Annotated in this window: 17 protein-coding genes; 10 read left to right on the top strand and 7 right to left on the bottom strand. The window is 71.0% G+C overall.

Going from position 1 to position 15,936, the window contains the following annotated elements:
* Nucleotides 1–395 precede the first annotated feature (395 nt).
* From ACFY2K_RS20330 to ACFY2K_RS20365, 8 genes are all read left to right on the top strand, one after another.
* Nucleotides 396–1,184: a DUF2637 domain-containing protein gene (locus ACFY2K_RS20330; protein WP_380390152.1), complete on the top strand. Its 789-nt coding sequence runs from the start codon at nucleotides 396–398 to the stop codon at nucleotides 1,182–1,184.
* A gap of 250 nt (nucleotides 1,185–1,434) precedes the next feature.
* Complete coding sequence (locus tag ACFY2K_RS20335; RefSeq protein WP_380390150.1) at nucleotides 1,435–2,325, top strand: hypothetical protein; 891 nt, start codon at nucleotides 1,435–1,437, stop codon at nucleotides 2,323–2,325.
* Nucleotides 2,315–4,063: a relaxase/mobilization nuclease domain-containing protein gene (locus ACFY2K_RS20340; RefSeq protein ID WP_380440307.1), complete on the top strand. Its 1,749-nt coding sequence runs from the start codon at nucleotides 2,315–2,317 to the stop codon at nucleotides 4,061–4,063. Before ACFY2K_RS20335 ends, ACFY2K_RS20340 begins: the two co-directional genes overlap by 11 nt.
* Nucleotides 4,064–4,649: 586 nt before the next feature.
* The gene (locus tag ACFY2K_RS20345; RefSeq protein ID WP_380390144.1) at nucleotides 4,650–6,029 is read left to right on the top strand and encodes a helix-turn-helix domain-containing protein; all 1,380 of its coding nucleotides are present in this window, start codon (nucleotides 4,650–4,652) and stop codon (nucleotides 6,027–6,029) included.
* Between the two features lie 377 nt (nucleotides 6,030–6,406).
* Complete coding sequence (locus tag ACFY2K_RS20350; protein WP_387712944.1) at nucleotides 6,407–7,147, top strand: hypothetical protein; 741 nt, start codon at nucleotides 6,407–6,409, stop codon at nucleotides 7,145–7,147.
* Nucleotides 7,148–7,149: 2 nt separating this feature from the next.
* Nucleotides 7,150–8,454, top strand: coding sequence for a UDP-N-acetylglucosamine 1-carboxyvinyltransferase (locus ACFY2K_RS20355; protein ID WP_387712947.1), 1,305 nt, complete (start codon nucleotides 7,150–7,152; stop codon nucleotides 8,452–8,454).
* Between the two features lie 2 nt (nucleotides 8,455–8,456).
* On the top strand, nucleotides 8,457–9,500 hold the full coding sequence (locus ACFY2K_RS20360; RefSeq protein ID WP_380390140.1) for a serine hydrolase domain-containing protein: 1,044 nt from the start codon (nucleotides 8,457–8,459) through the stop codon (nucleotides 9,498–9,500).
* 11 nt (nucleotides 9,501–9,511) lie between these two features.
* The gene (locus tag ACFY2K_RS20365) at nucleotides 9,512–10,546 is read left to right on the top strand and encodes a UDP-N-acetylmuramate dehydrogenase (protein ID WP_387712950.1); all 1,035 of its coding nucleotides are present in this window, start codon (nucleotides 9,512–9,514) and stop codon (nucleotides 10,544–10,546) included.
* Nucleotides 10,547–10,669: 123 nt separating this feature from the next.
* Here ACFY2K_RS20365 and ACFY2K_RS20370 read toward each other — a convergent pair whose 3' ends face one another.
* The 5 genes from ACFY2K_RS20370 to ACFY2K_RS20390 form a co-directional block, all read right to left on the bottom strand.
* A complete protein-coding gene (locus ACFY2K_RS20370) occupies nucleotides 10,670–10,903 on the bottom strand; it encodes a DUF6296 family protein (protein WP_380301035.1) in 234 nt (77 codons plus the stop codon).
* A gap of 86 nt (nucleotides 10,904–10,989) precedes the next feature.
* Nucleotides 10,990–11,388: a DUF2267 domain-containing protein gene (locus tag ACFY2K_RS20375; protein ID WP_380390135.1), complete on the bottom strand. Its 399-nt coding sequence runs from the start codon at nucleotides 11,386–11,388 to the stop codon at nucleotides 10,990–10,992.
* 70 nt (nucleotides 11,389–11,458) lie between these two features.
* Entirely contained in the window at nucleotides 11,459–11,863 is a 405-nt protein-coding gene (locus ACFY2K_RS20380) for a DUF2267 domain-containing protein (RefSeq protein WP_380301031.1), read from the bottom strand.
* Between the two features lie 44 nt (nucleotides 11,864–11,907).
* A complete protein-coding gene (locus tag ACFY2K_RS20385; protein ID WP_380301029.1) occupies nucleotides 11,908–12,201 on the bottom strand; it encodes an STAS domain-containing protein in 294 nt (97 codons plus the stop codon).
* A gap of 128 nt (nucleotides 12,202–12,329) precedes the next feature.
* Entirely contained in the window at nucleotides 12,330–12,764 is a 435-nt protein-coding gene (locus ACFY2K_RS20390) for an Hsp20/alpha crystallin family protein (protein WP_049649656.1), read from the bottom strand.
* 113 nt (nucleotides 12,765–12,877) lie between these two features.
* Between ACFY2K_RS20390 and ACFY2K_RS20395 the strand changes: the two genes are divergently transcribed.
* Both ACFY2K_RS20395 and ACFY2K_RS20400 read left to right on the top strand, forming a co-directional pair.
* The gene (locus tag ACFY2K_RS20395) at nucleotides 12,878–13,564 is read left to right on the top strand and encodes a hypothetical protein (protein WP_380301027.1); all 687 of its coding nucleotides are present in this window, start codon (nucleotides 12,878–12,880) and stop codon (nucleotides 13,562–13,564) included.
* Nucleotides 13,539–13,763 (top strand): hypothetical protein, encoded by a 225-nt coding sequence (locus tag ACFY2K_RS20400; protein ID WP_380301025.1) that lies wholly within the window; start codon nucleotides 13,539–13,541, stop codon nucleotides 13,761–13,763. The genes ACFY2K_RS20395 and ACFY2K_RS20400 overlap by 26 nt, the downstream gene beginning before the upstream one ends.
* Nucleotides 13,764–14,096: 333 nt before the next feature.
* Here ACFY2K_RS20400 and ACFY2K_RS20405 read toward each other — a convergent pair whose 3' ends face one another.
* Together ACFY2K_RS20405 and ACFY2K_RS20410 are read right to left on the bottom strand one after the other, a co-directional pair.
* Complete coding sequence (locus ACFY2K_RS20405; RefSeq protein ID WP_387712954.1) at nucleotides 14,097–14,414, bottom strand: hypothetical protein; 318 nt, start codon at nucleotides 14,412–14,414, stop codon at nucleotides 14,097–14,099.
* Nucleotides 14,411–15,616, bottom strand: a complete 1,206-nt coding sequence (locus ACFY2K_RS20410; protein ID WP_387712957.1) for a Shedu anti-phage system protein SduA domain-containing protein — start codon at nucleotides 15,614–15,616, stop codon at nucleotides 14,411–14,413. The genes ACFY2K_RS20405 and ACFY2K_RS20410 overlap by 4 nt, the downstream gene beginning before the upstream one ends.
* Nucleotides 15,617–15,936: the final 320 nt, after the last annotated feature.

Consider the following 15,936-nt stretch of genomic DNA (forward strand, 5'->3'; position numbering starts at 1 on the left):
GAACGGCACCCCAAGACGGCAACGGCATCCGCACCAAGACGGATCAGGCCCCATGCCAAGACGGCAGCCGTCCACTCCCGCCAGCGCCCGCCGCCGCCCCCGTCCGGGGCGTGAGCGGCGGGCCCGGTGGCGGGACGGGAAACACATCCGTCTTGTGCCGTCCCAGCCGTCCCTGCCGTAAAACCACAGGTCAAAGGCCATGCCTCCGGGACGGATACAAGCCCCAAGACGGATACCGCACCGGCCTGAACCCGAGCTCCGCCGCGTCCAAGGCACCACCCGGGCAGCCGAATCCGCCCCAGCCCACAGACCGTCCCGCAGCACCAAGACGGCAAGACGGCAAAGACGGCAATCCCACAAACCACCACCGCCCGACCCGCGAGGACCACTTCCGCATGACCTCCACCACCCCACCGCGTCTGCCCCGCCCGGACGCCGTCCTCGTACAGGCCGCCATCGCAGGCGCCCTGTCCTTCGCCCACCTCCACGACATCGCCGAAGCCGCCGGACAACACGGCTGGAAAGCCTGGGCCTACCCCGTCTCAGTCGACCTGCTGCTCGTCGCCGCCTGGCACCGCATGCGAACCCTGCGCACCACCGGCCGCCCCGCCGGCACCGCCTGGACCTGGTTCGCCATCGCCCTGACCGCCTCCCTCGGCGCCAACGTCGCCACCGCCGGCCTCCTCGACCTCGCCCACGTCCCCGCCTGGCTACGGATCCTCGTCGCCGGATGGCCCGCCCTCGCCTTCTTCGGCGGCACCCTCCTCGCCCACAACACCACCGCCACCGACCCGAAGCGCGCCGATGGCGAACTCCCGCTCCGCGAAAACCCCGAGCCTGCACCGGCAACCGAGTCCGCACCGGTGACGGACGCGGAGCAGGGCGACCTGCCCGCCGACGAACCGGTGCTTGAGCCCGACGACGACGTCCGGCCCGACAGCCGGGAACCGGTGGTGGGCACCAAGCGCACCGGCCGCAAGCCCGCCGCCTCGATGGACGAGCTGGCCGAGATCGTCCGGCCTGCCGTCCAGGAGCACGGCCCCACCCAGGCCGTGATCAGGACAGTCCTGCGCGAGGCCGGCATACCCATCGCCAGCGACCGCCTCGGCAAGCTGACCCAGCGCTTCAAGGACGAAGAGGCCAGGCAGCAGGCCGCCGCGCAAGCCAGCGCCTCGGCGGCCTGAGGCCCGCGCCGCTCGCCCGAGCACCGGACCGCTTCCGGACCGGGCGAGCGGCCCCTCACCGAAGCTGACCGACGCTCACCGGAACTCCCCCAGCGTCCATCCGGAGACCCCGGAAGTCCTGAACCGGCGACGTCTACACCGGAACTCCGGCACCGCCAAACCCCTCTTCCGCCGGACCATCACCCCGCATCCGGCGAACGCCCCACCAGCCGACAACCACCTGCCCTCACAGAAGAACCGGAAGATCCCCGTGCCCGACCAGCAGCACCACCTCGCCCCTGCTTCCGCCACGCCCGAACAGGAAGCACAGCCCTGCGGAACCGGTAGCGACAAGCCCGGACGTGGTGGCATATTCGCCCGCGTCAAGCAGGCCCTGCCCTGGAGCGGCCACGGTCACGACGACGACGGAGCAAGCTGGGGCAAAGTCCACAACGCCGTTGGCGCCGCGGACTTTGCGCTTGACCCCGCCCCAGGGGTGGCGGGGCAGGACCGGCGCGAGGGCGCGCCGGACCAGGAGGTCATGACCGAGGGCGGCCATGATCAGGACGAACTTCCCCCGTACGACACCGAGCTGCACAACGACATCGACGCCGAGCGTGCCGACGCCGACGACCGCGTCGTGCGTGAAGCGCCGACCGTGACCCCTGCCGAGTTCATCCACGAGCGCGTTCCGGTGCTCGACCGCCCCGCGCTTCCGGTGGACGACAACACCGCTCCGCTTGCTGAACGCATGTACCGGCCGCGTTCCGGAACCAAGCGCGACGACCAGATCACCTGCTCGGTCGAGCCGGCAGAGAAGGAACTGCTCGACTTCGTCGCCACGAAGCTCAAGCGCTCTCGATCCGCGTTCCTCGCGGATTCCGCCATGAGCGTCGCCCAGGCGTACATGCGGACCGGCCGCCTCGATGCGTTCGTCCCCATGCCCGACTACGAGGCCATCGCCCTCCTCACCGAAGCGATCGGCACCCACCAGCGGGCAATCGACCGGGCCGGCAACAACCTCAACCAGCTCATGGTCGAGGTCTACAGCGGCCCGATCCCCGAGCGCGCCATGGAAGTCCTGACCGAGCTGCACGCCTGCGCGACCCAGGCCCGTCACGCTTACCAGCGCGTCCTGCCGGGAGGCCGCCGTGGTGCCTGACGTCTCCACCGGCTCGCGCACCCGCGGTCTGCTCTCCTACCTCTTCGGCCCCGGCCGACGCGACGAGCACACCGACCCGCACATCGTCGCCGCGTTCGCCATGCCCGGCCTGCCCGACCCCGGCCGAGCCCCCCTCGACCAGCACCATCAGCTCCTCGACCAACTGGCTGACTACCTTGACCAGCCCGTCCGCGCCCGCGAGAGGCGCCTGGGCGCGACCGTCCCGCAGCACGTGTGGCACTGCCCTGTGCGCACCGCCCCGGGCGACCGCTACCTCACCGACGCCGAGTGGGCCGAGGTCGCCCGCCGGATCGTCCACGCCACTGGCATCGCGCCCGATGGCGACGACAAGGGCTGCCGGTGGATCGCCGTACGCCACGCCGACGACCACATCCACATCATGGCCACCAGCGTCCGCGAGGACGGCCGCCGCCCCCGCAACAAGCGCGACGGCCAACGCGCCCAGGCCGAGTGTCGCAAGATCGAGAAGGAACTCGGCCTGCGCCAGCTCAACTCCGGCGACCACACCGCCGCCCCGATGCCCACCAGCGCCGAGCAGGCCAAGGCCCAGCGCACCGGCCACCAGCAGACCGCCAAGGAGTGGCTGCAGGAACAGGCCCAAGCCGTCGCCGCCGCCGTCCGCGACGAGCAGGAGTACTTCTCCACCCTCACCGCCCTCGGCATCCAGGTCCGCTACCGCATCGGACCCGAGAGCGGCGACGTCATCGGCTACAGCCTCGCCCGCCCTGGCGACGTCAACGCCCAAGGCGAACCCGTCTACTTCGGCGGCTCCAAGCTCTCCCCCGACCTGTCCATCAACCGCCTGCGCGAACGCCTCACCACCCAGCAGCCCACCACACCCGCACAGGGCACGATCGAACCGGACCGCTGGCGACAGGCCGAGACCACCCTGCGGGAGACCGCCCGCTTCGCCTACCAGGACCAACACCACCCCGACGTGCCCGGCATTGACGCGTTCGACAACGTCGTCCAGGCCCAGGCCGCCGCCTTCGGCGAACTCCTCCACACCGCCGCCCTCACCGCACCCGCCCACACCCGCGCCGAACTACGAGCCGCCGCAACCGCGTTCAACCGCGCCACCCGATCCAAGGTCCGTGCCGAACACCAGCAGGCCGCAGCCCTCCGCACCGCCGCCAAGCAACTCCTGCACACCGCCGGCTCCGGCGAGGACGGCGCCACCGCCGCCGCCCTGCTGTCCACCGCCGTCTTCGTCGTGATCGCCATTGCCCGCTGGCACCAGACCCAAGGCCACCAGCAGCAAGCCCACGCCGCCCAGCAGTCCCTCGTCCACCTGCGAACCGCCTACCGGCAGACGGCCGAGCCGGTCATCGCCGACCTCACCCGCCGCACCCCCACCCCCAAGACCACCGACCGCCTCGCCGCCCAGGTCCAGGCCGCCGTCCCCGACCACGCCCAGCGCATCCTCGCCGACCCTTCCTGGCCCGCCCTCGCCACCGCGCTCGCCCAGGCCGAATCCTCCGGCCAACCACCCCGCCGAGCCCTCGCCGAGGCCGTCCAGCAACGGGAACTCACCACCGCCGACCGACCGGCCGAAGTCCTCCTCTGGCGCCTGCGCAACGCCACCGCCGACCGCATCGACAAGCGCGCCCAGGCCGCCCGAGCCCACACCACCAGCACTACCGCGAAGGCCGCGCCCACCACGCCCGCCGTGCCGACCAGCCCCAAGGCCGCCAGCGATCCCACCCGCCGACGCTGATGCTCACGTGCCTGAACCGCGCCCCCAAGTCACACGAACGCCCGTGCCATAGATGTCGGTTCGATGTCTTCTCCGGTGGCCGGGAACCACCCCGGCCGCCGTGCGTCTTGTGTGCTTGCCAGCCGTCACCCGACACCGAAGGGCCCCACTTGACCAACCCCAGCACCGACCACGACGGCCACCACAGAGCCGTCATCCGCGCCGTCCCCCACCCCGGCGAACTCGACGCCCGCGGCATCCCCATCACCTGCCCCGACTGCCGCGCCCGCCGGGACTGGCTCCTCCTCAACGTCCGCCACCAGGTCTTCGTCCGCTGCCGCTGCGCGACCGAGTGGCACGAGCCCGACCTCACCCGCGCCTACTTCGACCTGCACTTCACCGCCCCGAACACGAGTGGGACGACTACGGAACCGCCATGCGGGCACTTGCCTTCGACGGCCTGCTCGCCGGCACTACCTGGTCGTGACCCGCAGCCTGAGGCTCGCCTACACAGCGGGCCTCAGGCATTCCAGGGCCGGCCCACGAACCAGCAGCACCTTCCCGGACAACGCGGTCACTGCCAGCTCCGGTCCGAAAGCACTACACCGTGGCCCCCAGCATCGGTACGGTAGCGATCCGTAGTGGCTTCAACACGGCACCGGGGGCCAGCGTGGGGGGCAACGGCATCACGTTCGGCAAGTTCATCGCGCTCCGTCGCGCCGAGATGGAGTGGACCCAGCTCCGCCTCGCCACTGAGCTCGACCGCAGCGAGGTCTGGATGTCCCTGGTCGAACGGGACTTGCAGCAGGTGAAAGATCTGACCCTGCTCCGGCGCCTCGCGGAGGTACTGAGCTGCGAGCTCAACGAGCTGATGGCCTTACCGCAACCAGCCGCAGACCGGCCGAGGTCCCGCCCCCGCAAGTCCACCTCGGCTACGCTGACGAGCAGTTCCGCTGCCGAGGAGGACGATGTGCGACGCCGCCCGTTCCTGACCCTGGCGGCTGCCGCCCTGTTCACCCCGGTTGCCGGCCAGCAGGCCGCGCACGCCGAGGCAGCCTCACCGCTGGCCGGCCTGGAGGACCTGCTGCTCTACGGGACAGGGCGGGTTCCGGCGCCCCGCAGCGAGCCCACCCACGAGACAGTCGCCGCCTCCCTCCTGACGTCCCGTCGCGAGTTCAAGGCAGCCAAGTACGACGCGCTCGCTGAGGCTCTGCCGAGCCGGATCGCTACCGCCCAGATGGTCGGCAGCACCGAGGAGCGGGCTCGCAACGTCGCCCGGCTCTACAACATCGCAGTTCGGCTGTGCATCAAGATCGGTGACAACAACCTGGTGGCCATCACCGCCGACCGCGCGCTCACCGCCGCCCGGGACGGCGGCGACCCGCTAGTGGTCGCCGAGGCACAGCGGATGGTCTCCAGCGCCTGGCGCCGCCAGGGCAGCCTGGCCCGAGCAACCGACATCGTGGTGGTCGCCGCCGAAGACCTCCTCGCCGACACCGCGGTCCCCGAGTCTGCCCGCCTGGCCGCCCGCGGCGACCTGTACGCCACTGCGGCCTATACCGCCGCGAAGACCGGCGACCGCACCTACGCGCACTCGCTGATCCGTGAGGCTGCCGACAGCGCCGCAGCTGCCGGCCGGGCTTCCGGCCTGGTCGACGGCATCCAGGGCGTCGCCCTGCACGAGTTGTCGGTGCATTACGAGCTTGGTGACGCCGGCCGAGCAATCGAGCTGGCCTCCACGATCGACCCCACCGCGCTGCCGACCGCCGAGCGGCAAGCCCGGTTCTTCACCGATGTGGCCCGTGCGTTCGACCAGTGGAACAAGCCCGAACAGTGCTACCGGGCTCTGCTGGCCGCCGAGGAGGCGGCCCCGCAGGAAATCCGCCGGGGTGCCGTCCGTGACCTTGTCACCCCCTTGCTTCGGCACGAGCGCAAGCTGCCCGGCGTACGGGACTTCGCCGCCCGAGCGGGCGTTCAGATCGTCTGACCCGTAGCCGGACTACGTGCCGTAGTCCGGCTACGGTTCCAGGCTTCCGCCCGGCAGTTCACTGGGGAACGTCCACTCCTCCCCCTGCTGCCGAAGGCCCTCCCATGCCAACGCCCAGCACCTCCCCGCCGCCCGACAACCGGCGGCACGCCGCCCCAACGGATCGTGACCGGCTCGGCGCCTTCCTCACCGCATCCTGGGCCGCCTTGCACCTGCCCGTGCTCGCCCTACTTGGCCTGGCTGTTCATAATCAGCCGGCTGAGGCCAGCCCCCAGGTTTCGGCGACCGCGCCCGATCTGCCTGCCTTCTGAGGCACCCGGAGGCCGTCGCAACGGCCCCTCCCCTTCTTCCTCGCTCGCCCGAGAGGAGATCCAGCCATGCACCGGCTGACCGACGCGCCTGCGCTGAACACTGAGCTGGAGCGCATCGACTACCGCACCACACCCGCGTACTACTTCGATACCGAGCACGTCACCGACCCGGTCGTGCTGCACCTGCTGAACTGCTGCCCGACCGTGTTCGGCCTCAAGAAGGCCATCACCGGCCTGCTGGCCGGCAACCTGGACGTCTCGCTGCCGGAGGCGACCGGGACCATCGAGCCCGGCGCCACCGTTCGGGGCCACGTGATCGTGGCTCCCGGAGCCGTCATTGCGGAAGGCGCGTTCGTCACCGGCCCGGTGCTTGTCTGCACCGGCGCGGTGATCGAGGCCGGCGCACGGGTGCGCGACAACACCGTCGTCGGTCCCGGTTGCCAGATCGGCTTCGGCGCCGAGGTCACCCGCTCCCTGCTGACCGGCGGGGTCTTCATGAAGCACACCAGCTTTGTCGGGGACTCCGTGCTCGGCCTCGGCGTCAACATCGGCGCGTTCGTGTCCACCACTGGCCTGCGGGTCACCTCCGGGCCGGTCGTTGAACCGGCCACCGAAGAGGTCTGCGCCCACCTCGACGGCCGCCGCATCGCCACCGGCCAGACGAAGTTCGGCGCGGTGATCGGCGACGGCGTGATCGTTCCCGCCGGCACCGTGCTCCAGCCCGCCACCCTGATCGGCGCGCACACCCTGCTCTACCCGAAGACCCAGGTCGGGGGCTTCTTCCCGGCCGGAAGCCAGGGAAGGTGACCATGCCCACCACCGACACCACCACCATGACCGACCAGCGGGCCGTGCGGATCACCGGGGGCCGCCGCCTGGTCGGCACCGCCGCCGTCCAGGGCAGCAAGAACATCGCCCTGCACCTGTACGCCGCCGCGATCCTCGCCGACGACCCGCTCACCCTGGCCGGTGCACCCGAGATCCTGGACACCCTGGTCGTCGCCGACATGCTGCACCGCACCGGCACCCGCGCCACCGTGGCAGGCGACGAGTTCGCCACCCGACCGGCCGACTCCTACTTCCCGGTTATCCCGGACGACCTCGGACGGCGCATCCGCACCACCGCGGTGATGGGCGGCGCCCTACTGGCCCGCGCCGGCAAGGTCACCTTCCCCACCCCCGGCGGGGACGCCTTCTGCGCCCGCTACATCGACCGGCACCTGGCCGCGATGGAAGCCGCCGGGGCCGAGGTCGAGGTGAACCGGGGCCGGGTGCGGGCCCGCTTCACCGGCAAGCGGCTGCCGTTCATCACCGACGCCGAGACCCGCTCGTGGGGGCCGAGCCTGGGTGCGACGGTCACCGCGATGCTGCTGGCCGCCCGGACCCCGGGCACCTCCGCGATCCTCAACCCCAGTGTGGAACCCGAGGTCACCCACACCGCCGCCCTGCTCTCGCAGGCCGGCGTCGGCATCGAGTGGCGGGGCGGGACGGCTCTGAACGTCACCGGCACCGACCGCATCCGGGGCGGGGTGTTCACCGTGCCGCCGGACCGGCTGGAGGCCGCCACTCTCGCGCTGGCCGCCGCCATCACCGGCGGCACCGTCCACCTGGACGGCTTCCCGCCGGCCGCGTTCCCGGACGGGCTGGTGTCGGTGTTCGCCGACGCCGGAATCCAGCTCGACCCGCTGGACGGCGGAACGGCGGTCAGCACCCCGGCCGGGCCGCGGCCGGTACAGATGGCCACCGGCCCGCACCCCGGCTTCCCGACCGACGTGCAGCCACAGCTGACTGCCTTCCTCACCCAGGCCGAGGGCACCTCCCGCATCGACGAGCGGATCTACACCCAGCGCGACACCCACCTGCCCGCCCTGGCCGCGTTCGGCGCTGCCGTCAACGCGACCGGCTCGGCGATCACCGTCCGGGGCCGGTCCGCCCTCAACGGCGCCAGCGTGGCTGGGGAGGACATCCGGGCTGTGACCGCTCTCGTGATCGCCGCCCTGGCTGCCGAGGGCACCTCTACGATCCGAGGGATGTATCACCTGCGGCGCGGATACGGCAGCCTGCTGCCGAAGTTGGCCGCGCTCGGTGCCCACCTGACGATCGACCAGGAGTAGCCGTGACCAACGCCGTGCCGTGGAAGCCGAACGCGCTCGCCGACCTGCGTGATTGCCTGGACTTGATGACCGCAGACGGCACTGTGCCTGGCGGCGTCATCGCCCATGGCACCTTCGACACCGAGCCCGGCTACCTGGCCTCCGGCGTCGTCGCCCCCGAGTGCGGCGACGCCCGGCCGGGGCCGGACACGGTGTACGACGTGGCCTCACTGACCAAGGTCCTGGCCACCTGGCCGCTGGTCGGCACCTCCCTCATGGACGGCTTCACCCTGGACACCCCGATCCGCGACCTGCTGACCGGCATCCCGGCCGAAGCACCCGGCGGCGAGGTGACGGCCCGCCAGATCCTGGCCCACACCTCCGGCCTGCGGGCCGACACTCGCCTCGACCGATACCGGGGCCGCACCGAGCCGCTGGCCGAGCTGATCTGCGGCGAAGACCTGATCGCTGAGCCCGGAGCCGGTCACCGCTACATCAACCGCGGCTTCATCCTCCTCGGCCTGGCTCTGGCCCACTACCGCTGCCAGCGCCTGGACGAGCTGGCAGCAGAGCTCTGGCAGCACCTCGACCTGACCAGCACGACCTACGGACCGGTGCCCCGCTCCGCCCTGGTCGCCCCGACCGAGCAGCGGCTGGCGGGCGGGCCCCGGCTGTGGGGGATGCCGCACGACGACAACGCCGCCCTGCTCGGCGGAGTCGCAGGCCACGCCGGGGTGTTCACCACCCCGGCCGACCTCGCCGCCTTCGCCACCCACCTGCTGTCCTCGCACGCCACCGATGGGCCCCTGGGCCGCTGGCTCGCCCACAGCATGCAGCCACAGGCCGAGATCGAGGCGGGCCTCGACCGTGGCCTGGCCTGGATCCTCGCCGACGAGGGCAGGGTGGCCTACCACCACGGCTTCACCGGGACCAGCCTCTACCTCGCCCCGGCCACCGGCCGCTACCTGGCCATCTGCACCAACGCCGTCTACCACCACCAGGACAACCGCACCCGTCTCGCCCCGCTGCGGACCCTCGCCCTGAAGGCGATCACCGACGAACCCTAGGAGGGCCACCCGTGCCCAGCACCACGCTCGCGTCCCTCACCACCCTGCGGCTCGGCGGCCCGGCCAGCGACGTCCTGCAGGTCGCCGACCCCGACGACTGGTTCGAACTGGTCCGCACGATCGGCGACCGGCAGGAGGACGCGCCCCTCACCCTCGGCCACGGCAGCAATGTCATCGCCTCCGACACCGGCCACGAGGGCACCGTCGCCCTGATGAACACCCGGGGCATCACCGTGAAGCGGGTGGACGACGACACGGTGGCCGCGACCGTCCAGGCCGGCCACCCGCTCGCCGACCTCGTCCAGTGGGCCGCAGCCGAACACCTCGCCGGGATCGAGTGCCTGGCCGGCATACCCGGCACTGTCGGCGCCGCCCCCGTCCAGAACGCCGGAGCCTACGGCCAGCAGGTCTCCGACACCCTCGACCACCTCACCGCCTGGGACTGGGACATGGGCCGCCTGCGGACCCTACCCACCCAGGCATGCCGCCTCCGCCACCGCGACAGCCGCTTCAAGAACGACCCCGGCCGCTGGACCATCCTCACCGCGACGTTCCACCTCACCCGCTCGCCGGCTGCCCCGATCACCTACCAGCCGCTCGCCGACGAACTCGGCGTCCACGTCGGCGCCCGACCGCCCGTGGCCGAGGTGGCCACCGCCGTCCTCGCCAACCGCCACCGCCGCGGACTCCTCCTCGACCCCCACGGACCCGACGCCCGCCAGGCCGGATCGGTCTTCCTCAACCCACCCGTCACCGCCACCCAGGCCGCCCGCTGGTCGGATGCCGGCTGCCCGGTCCACAGCGACAGCGACGGGCAACTGCGGGCCAGCGCCGGCTGGCTGCTGGAGCACACCGGCTACCGCCCCGGCTACAAGATCGCAGACGGCATCCGCTGCTCGGAACACCGCACCCTCACCCTCACCGCCCACGGCGGAGCGACCGCAACTGGCTTCGCCCAGGCCCTCACTGAACTCTCGGCGCAGGTCGAGATCGCAACCGGCATCAAGCTCCGGCCCGAGCCGACGTTGGTCGGCGCCTGGGCATAAGAAGCCTGGTGGGCACCAAGACCTCCATGCGCGGAAACATACCCCTCCGCGCCGCCATCAGCAGCCAAGACGACGGCGAACACTGGCACTTCACTCGGGGCACCGAGAACCGCGAGCATCCGGTCAGGGCAGTGGCACGGCGTGAAGGCAGGCATGGCGGCCGGGCCCCGGCAGCGCGGTGAGCGGCCGGGCCACCTCTCCTTCGATCGCCACCCGGAATGCGCCCGCCTCATCTGTGTACACCGGTTCCCCGGTAGCGGTGTACACGCCGATGAGGTGGACGACGACGACCTCGGGCGGCCCGTGCCGGCCGGGCGGGCCGGGCAGGGTGACCGCGTAGCGCTGGGGTCTGTCCATCGGTCGCGTCGCCTCATTCGGTGTGCGGTTGGGTGCTTGCCAGGGCAGCGCGGAGCGCTCCCGCGAGGTGGGTCGGGCCCGCTGTTTCAGGCGACGGCGGCCAGGTCCGCGCGGCCGAACAGCAGGGCGTAGCCGCGGGGTAGGTGGGCGAGGAGGCAGTCGGTGAGGTTGTCGTCGGTGAGGGTGGTGAGGGCGGCCAGGACGGAGGAGGCGTCCCAGCGGGCGGCGGTGAGGCTGGTGCCCAGGGTGTGGGCGAGGCTTTCGACGAAAGCGGGGGCGGTGACGGGATGGGGCAGGGGGATCTGGGCGGCGAGGACGGCGCGGGCCCGTTCGGGCAGGGCTGCGGCGAGGTCGCAGCGTTCGTCGCCGGTGAGCTGGGAGCCGAGGAGGGCCAGGACGGCATCGAGGGCGCGTTCGGCTTCCTCGTCGGTGGGGTAGCGACCGAGGTTGCGGACCTGCTGGAGGAGGTGGCGGTAGCGGGTCATGACCGTGGAGCCTTCCAGGGGCTGGCCGCTGGGCGGGCCGGCGGCGTGTGAGGGGTGGTCAGGGTCAGGGTCAGGGTCGCGTCCCTGCGGTCGGGCGGCCGAACAGCAGGTCGTAGCCGGGTGGCAACTGGAGCAGGACCTGGTCCATGAGGTAGTCGCCGGCGGCGTCGGCCACTGTGGACAGGACGGCGCCGATGTCCCACAGGGCCGTGGCCTCGGTGGCGCCCTCGATCCAGGCCGCGGTCGCGCGCACGAACCGCTCGGGGTTGAGTGGCTCGGCGGCGTGCAGCGGGTTGAGCAGGATCAGGGCCATGGTCTCGGGCAGTCGGGCGGCCAGTTCGGCGCGCACGTCGCCGACCAGGTGGGCGCCGAGCAGGGCCAGGATTACCCGGGCGGCCCGCTCGGCCTCCTGCGGGCTGTCGTACTCACCGCGCTCCCGGACCTCTTCCAGGAACGTCTCCCATCGAAGCGTCATCGCGGTTCTTCCTCCGTACCGAGGCCCGGCGCGCCCGGGTGGCCTCAAGGCTCGACAGCCAGGCGCCGGTGCAGACCGGTCAGCTTGAGCAGCCGCATCACGCAGCGGCCGGCCCCGCGCAGGACCAGGCGGGCATCGCACCGGTCGGCCTGGCCCTGGGCCCGGACCAAGGCGCCCAGGCCCGCGCAGTCCATGAACGTCACCTCCGACAGATCCAGCACCACCTCCCGGTGCGACTCGAGCGCGGTGGCCAGAGCACGGTGCAGCGAGGGTGCGGCGTCGAGGTCGATCTCGCCGTGGGCTCGCACGATGAAGGGCTGGTTGCTCTGGCCGTTCATGGCGTTTCCGCGTCGCTGCTGGTAGGCCGGTCCAAGTAGGCCGGCCCGGCGGTCGAGGGATGTTCCGGCCGCCCCATTCGATCGAGGGGGAGAGATCAGGGGCGGCCGGAACGGCATCGGGGAACGGATCAGGCCTGGATCTGCTTGCGGCTTCCGCTGTGGCTGATCTCGATCTTGCGGGGCTTGGCCTTCTCGGCGACCGGGATCTTCAGGGTCAGCACGCCGGCGTCGTAGTCGGCGGTGATCCCGGCGGGGTCGAGGGTGTCGGAGAGCATGACCTGGCGGGAGAACACGCCGAGCGGGCGCTCGGACAGCTCCCACTTGATGCCCTCGCCTTCCTGGCGCGGGCGGCGCTCGGCCTTGACGGTCACCATGTTCCGCTCGACGTCGATGTCGATCGCCTCCGGGTCAACCCCCGGCAGGTCGAAGCAGATCACGTACTCGTCGCCGGCCCGGTAGGCGTCCAACGGCATCGGCGTCGGACGCGACCAGGTGCCGGTCGTGTTGAGGAACTGCTGGGTCAGCCGGTCCAGCTCACGGAACGGGTCAGTGCGCAGCAGCATTGCGAAACACCTCCAGGTGGTTGGGCTGTGGGAGCCAGTGCGCTTCACCTGACTCCTTTCTAGCGCGTCATCCATCCGATGACAAGTCGCCGCGTCGCCTATAGAGTGACTGCATGAGCGAGAAGTCCCGCAGAGCCGCCCCCAACGCCTGCCCGCCGGTCGAGCCCGTCTCGTTCCTGGCAGCCGCGGCGGCGCTGGCCGCCATCGACGACGCCGTCCGCACCGCCCAGAACCCCGCGTCCCGGCCCCCGACCGCCCCCGGTGAGCGGGAAGGCCCCGAGCAGGCCCTGGCCGCACTCGTCCTGCTGCGCGAACTACGCGGCCAGCTCGCCGGCTGGGAGGCCGGCCTGGTGGAGAGCGCCCGGGAAGCCGGCGCCACCTGGGCCGACCTCGCCCACCCGATGGGCGTCGCCAGCCGCCAGGCCGCCGAGAACCGCTACCTGCGCCTCAAGCCCGCCGCCGAGGTTTCGCGGTCCGGTACCGGCGCGGAACGGGTCAAGGCTGTCCGTGACCGGCGAGCCGCCGACCGATCGGTCACCGTCTGGGCCCGCGACAACGCCGCCGAGCTGCGGGTCCTCGCCGCCCAGATCACCACGGCCGCACTCGCTCCCGGCGCCCGTCCCGCCCAGGCCGCCCTGACCGCCGCCCTCGGCGCCACCGACCCCGCCGACCTGATAGAGCCCCTCGCCGCCGTCCGCCCCCACCTCGGAACCGGCCAGGGCCACCTCGCCACCCGCCTCGACGCCCTCACCCACCACACCACCCAGCTCCGCGATGACAGCGACCGACGCCGCGCCTGACCCTGCCACCGCCGCCGAAAGGCGCTGGCAGGACCTCCTGGACCGGATCCACGACCTCGAAGCACGAGTGGCCGCCACCACGAGCACCGTCAACGCCGCCCTCGACCACCACCTCGCCCGCCTCGACGCCCTGCGCCGCCACCTCGCCCACCCCAACTGGCCACTGCCCGCCCCCGATCCGGACAGTCCCCGTGCTTAGGAGCGGGCTCGCCTCATGGCGCGTAGAGGCAGGAGCCAGCTGACCAGAGGCGTCGTGAGCAGGGGCTGTCGGGCCTGGTGAGCGGAGCCAGCTGGTCTCAGTTTTGGTCTCATTCACCCCCGTCCAGCCGGGTTCAGCCGCCGCCCAGCGGTTCACTCCGGCGCAGGTCAGGACGGGTGTGAACCCCGGCGGACGGCGTTCGGGAGAATTGGAAAGCGTGTTGGGAGCAATCCCTCACGAGTTCGAATCTCGTATCCTCCGCCTTCACGAAGGCCCGGACCGCTCAGCGGCCCGGGCCTTCGTCGTTTCCGGGCTGCCCCGCTGGCATCATGGCTACCGACGGCGCAGGTGGCGAGATGCCTCCAAGCAGGAGGCCAGCCAGGTTGCCTCTGGTTGGTTAATGACCAGGCCGCTGACAGTGATCATCCCGTCCATGACCTCTCCGACCCGGATCGAGTGGTCGCCGACGCGGAACAGCTGCCAATCCGCATCGCTGTGCCAGAGGCGCGCCGTCTTCTCCCCTCGACGCTGGGCGAAGACGAGTTCCTCGCCGTACTCGTTCAGGAAGTAGCCCACGTAGTCCTTCGCAGTGATCGAGCCACCGCACAGGCGCGCCAGGAGTTGCTCGATCGAGGGATGGGCGTCAGTCATGAGTCCGCCTCCTCAGTCGCTTCCGACTCCTGTTGTTCGGATGACAGTGCAAGCATCCGACTAGCCGAATCGAGCAGGGTCTCGTAGGTGATCACTTCTATCCGGGTGGCGTGCGTGTTGTAGGTGCGCAGGGTCTCCGCGACCTCCATCGGCGTAATACCCCCTCCCACGTAGCGCGAGTGGCCGATCACAATCGTGGCCGAGGCCCTGCGGCTGTCGACGCCGTAGTCGGCCAGAATGGTCCGCCGGTTCTCGTCCAGTGTCCGCAGGTAGTTCTGCGCCTGGGAGACCGCTTGATGGGGTAGCGCGCCCAGCATCAGATGGCCGCTGCGGCGAATGACCAAGCTCTCGATATTGGCCCGCTTGAGCTCGACGACGTGCAGGGAACCATCGGCACGCAGGAGCGGAATGTCCAGGATGGTATCCGGGGTGTACTGACGGCGCGCCAGCTCACCCATATAGGCCCCGCCAAAGATCCACGCCTGATTCTTCAGGCAGGCGTGAAGCGCGCTCTCGGAACTGGCCGGATCGTCCACCGCAGCCCTCAGGGCCGCGAGGCCGACTCGCCTGGCCTTCAGCTCAAGGAACTGGGCCAACAGCCCCGCGTCGGCATCCGCCAGGACATCGCCCAGCAGCCGGGCAGACTCTGCAGAGGCCGGACGCGGCAGACTTCGCAGGACCAGCTCAAAGTGGCCGTACTGCTGGAGTCTCCTCACCTCCCGCGTGGACAGCCGGATCCCACCCTCGCCAGCCTCGACTCCCAGGTGATCGGCGGACTGGGCAATGCCACGGAAGAGGTCACGGGCATCTGCGGCAGTCGCGTCCGGATTGTCACGACAGAGCACGTCAAGCACGGCAACCGCCCGGTCCGCGCCAAGAGCGGCCATCCTCCGATGGAACTCCTCACCACGTTGCTGAGCGTCCTCGTCGTAGTACCCCTCCACAACTTCGAGGAACAGCTCTCCGTCGGCGTAGCCGGCGAACCGTTGGAAGCGCTGAGCAAACGCGAAGTCCCCACAGAGGATGGCCCCCTGGGCCACATCGTTCAGGGCGTCCACCAATGGCCGGCCCTTGCCGTACGTGCGGTCCGTTCCCATGATGCGCAACACTGTGTCGATTCGCTGCTGGACCACCACGTACTCGGTGAGCCCCCTTGCTGCTTTGACCATGCGCTGGAGCGAGAAGCTGGATCTGAATCCCATCGAGCTAGCCTAGGGCCGGGTACTGACAGCAAAGCCTTGTCAGCTGATTGGTCAGGGGTTGCCGACCAGGAGACTGCCAGGCGCCGCTTAACCACGGGCGCCGCGCTGACGGGCGTTATCCGATGGCGGAGGACTAGGTTGCCCTCGTGCTGCTTGCCCGCGCGCGCGACCCAGTCGGCCCATATTCCGGGACCGGCTCATGGTCTCAGTTCCGGTCTCATTCACTGCGGCCCAGCAACGTTCAAAGCCTGGGCCCCACCCACTTCATCCGAGGTCAGAACCGGCACGAACCCCCGGCGGACAGCGCCCCGGAGAATTGG

The organism is Kitasatospora sp. NPDC001309, from assembly GCF_042896295.1.
In the GTDB taxonomy this organism is placed as follows: Bacteria; Actinomycetota; Actinomycetes; order Streptomycetales; family Streptomycetaceae; genus Kitasatospora.

Excerpts from the sequence above, each read along its gene's own strand:
- ACFY2K_RS20330 (WP_380390152.1), top strand. The coding sequence starts at position 396 with ATGACCTCCACCACCCCACCGCGTCTGCCCCGCCCGGACGCCGTCCTC.
- ACFY2K_RS20350 (WP_387712944.1), top strand. The coding sequence starts at position 6,407 with ATGCACCGGCTGACCGACGCGCCTGCGCTGAACACTGAGCTGGAGCGC.
- ACFY2K_RS20355 (WP_387712947.1), top strand. The coding sequence starts at position 7,150 with ATGCCCACCACCGACACCACCACCATGACCGACCAGCGGGCCGTGCGG.
- ACFY2K_RS20370 (WP_380301035.1), bottom strand. The coding sequence starts at position 10,903 with ATGGACAGACCCCAGCGCTACGCGGTCACCCTGCCCGGCCCGCCCGGC.
- ACFY2K_RS20375 (WP_380390135.1), bottom strand. The coding sequence starts at position 11,388 with ATGACCCGCTACCGCCACCTCCTCCAGCAGGTCCGCAACCTCGGTCGC.
- ACFY2K_RS20380 (WP_380301031.1), bottom strand. The coding sequence starts at position 11,863 with ATGACGCTTCGATGGGAGACGTTCCTGGAAGAGGTCCGGGAGCGCGGT.
- ACFY2K_RS20385 (WP_380301029.1), bottom strand. The coding sequence starts at position 12,201 with ATGAACGGCCAGAGCAACCAGCCCTTCATCGTGCGAGCCCACGGCGAG.
- ACFY2K_RS20390 (WP_049649656.1), bottom strand. The coding sequence starts at position 12,764 with ATGCTGCTGCGCACTGACCCGTTCCGTGAGCTGGACCGGCTGACCCAG.
- ACFY2K_RS20395 (WP_380301027.1), top strand. The coding sequence starts at position 12,878 with ATGAGCGAGAAGTCCCGCAGAGCCGCCCCCAACGCCTGCCCGCCGGTC.
- ACFY2K_RS20400 (WP_380301025.1), top strand. The coding sequence starts at position 13,539 with ATGACAGCGACCGACGCCGCGCCTGACCCTGCCACCGCCGCCGAAAGG.
- ACFY2K_RS20405 (WP_387712954.1), bottom strand. The coding sequence starts at position 14,414 with ATGACTGACGCCCATCCCTCGATCGAGCAACTCCTGGCGCGCCTGTGC.
- ACFY2K_RS20410 (WP_387712957.1), bottom strand. The coding sequence starts at position 15,616 with ATGGGATTCAGATCCAGCTTCTCGCTCCAGCGCATGGTCAAAGCAGCA.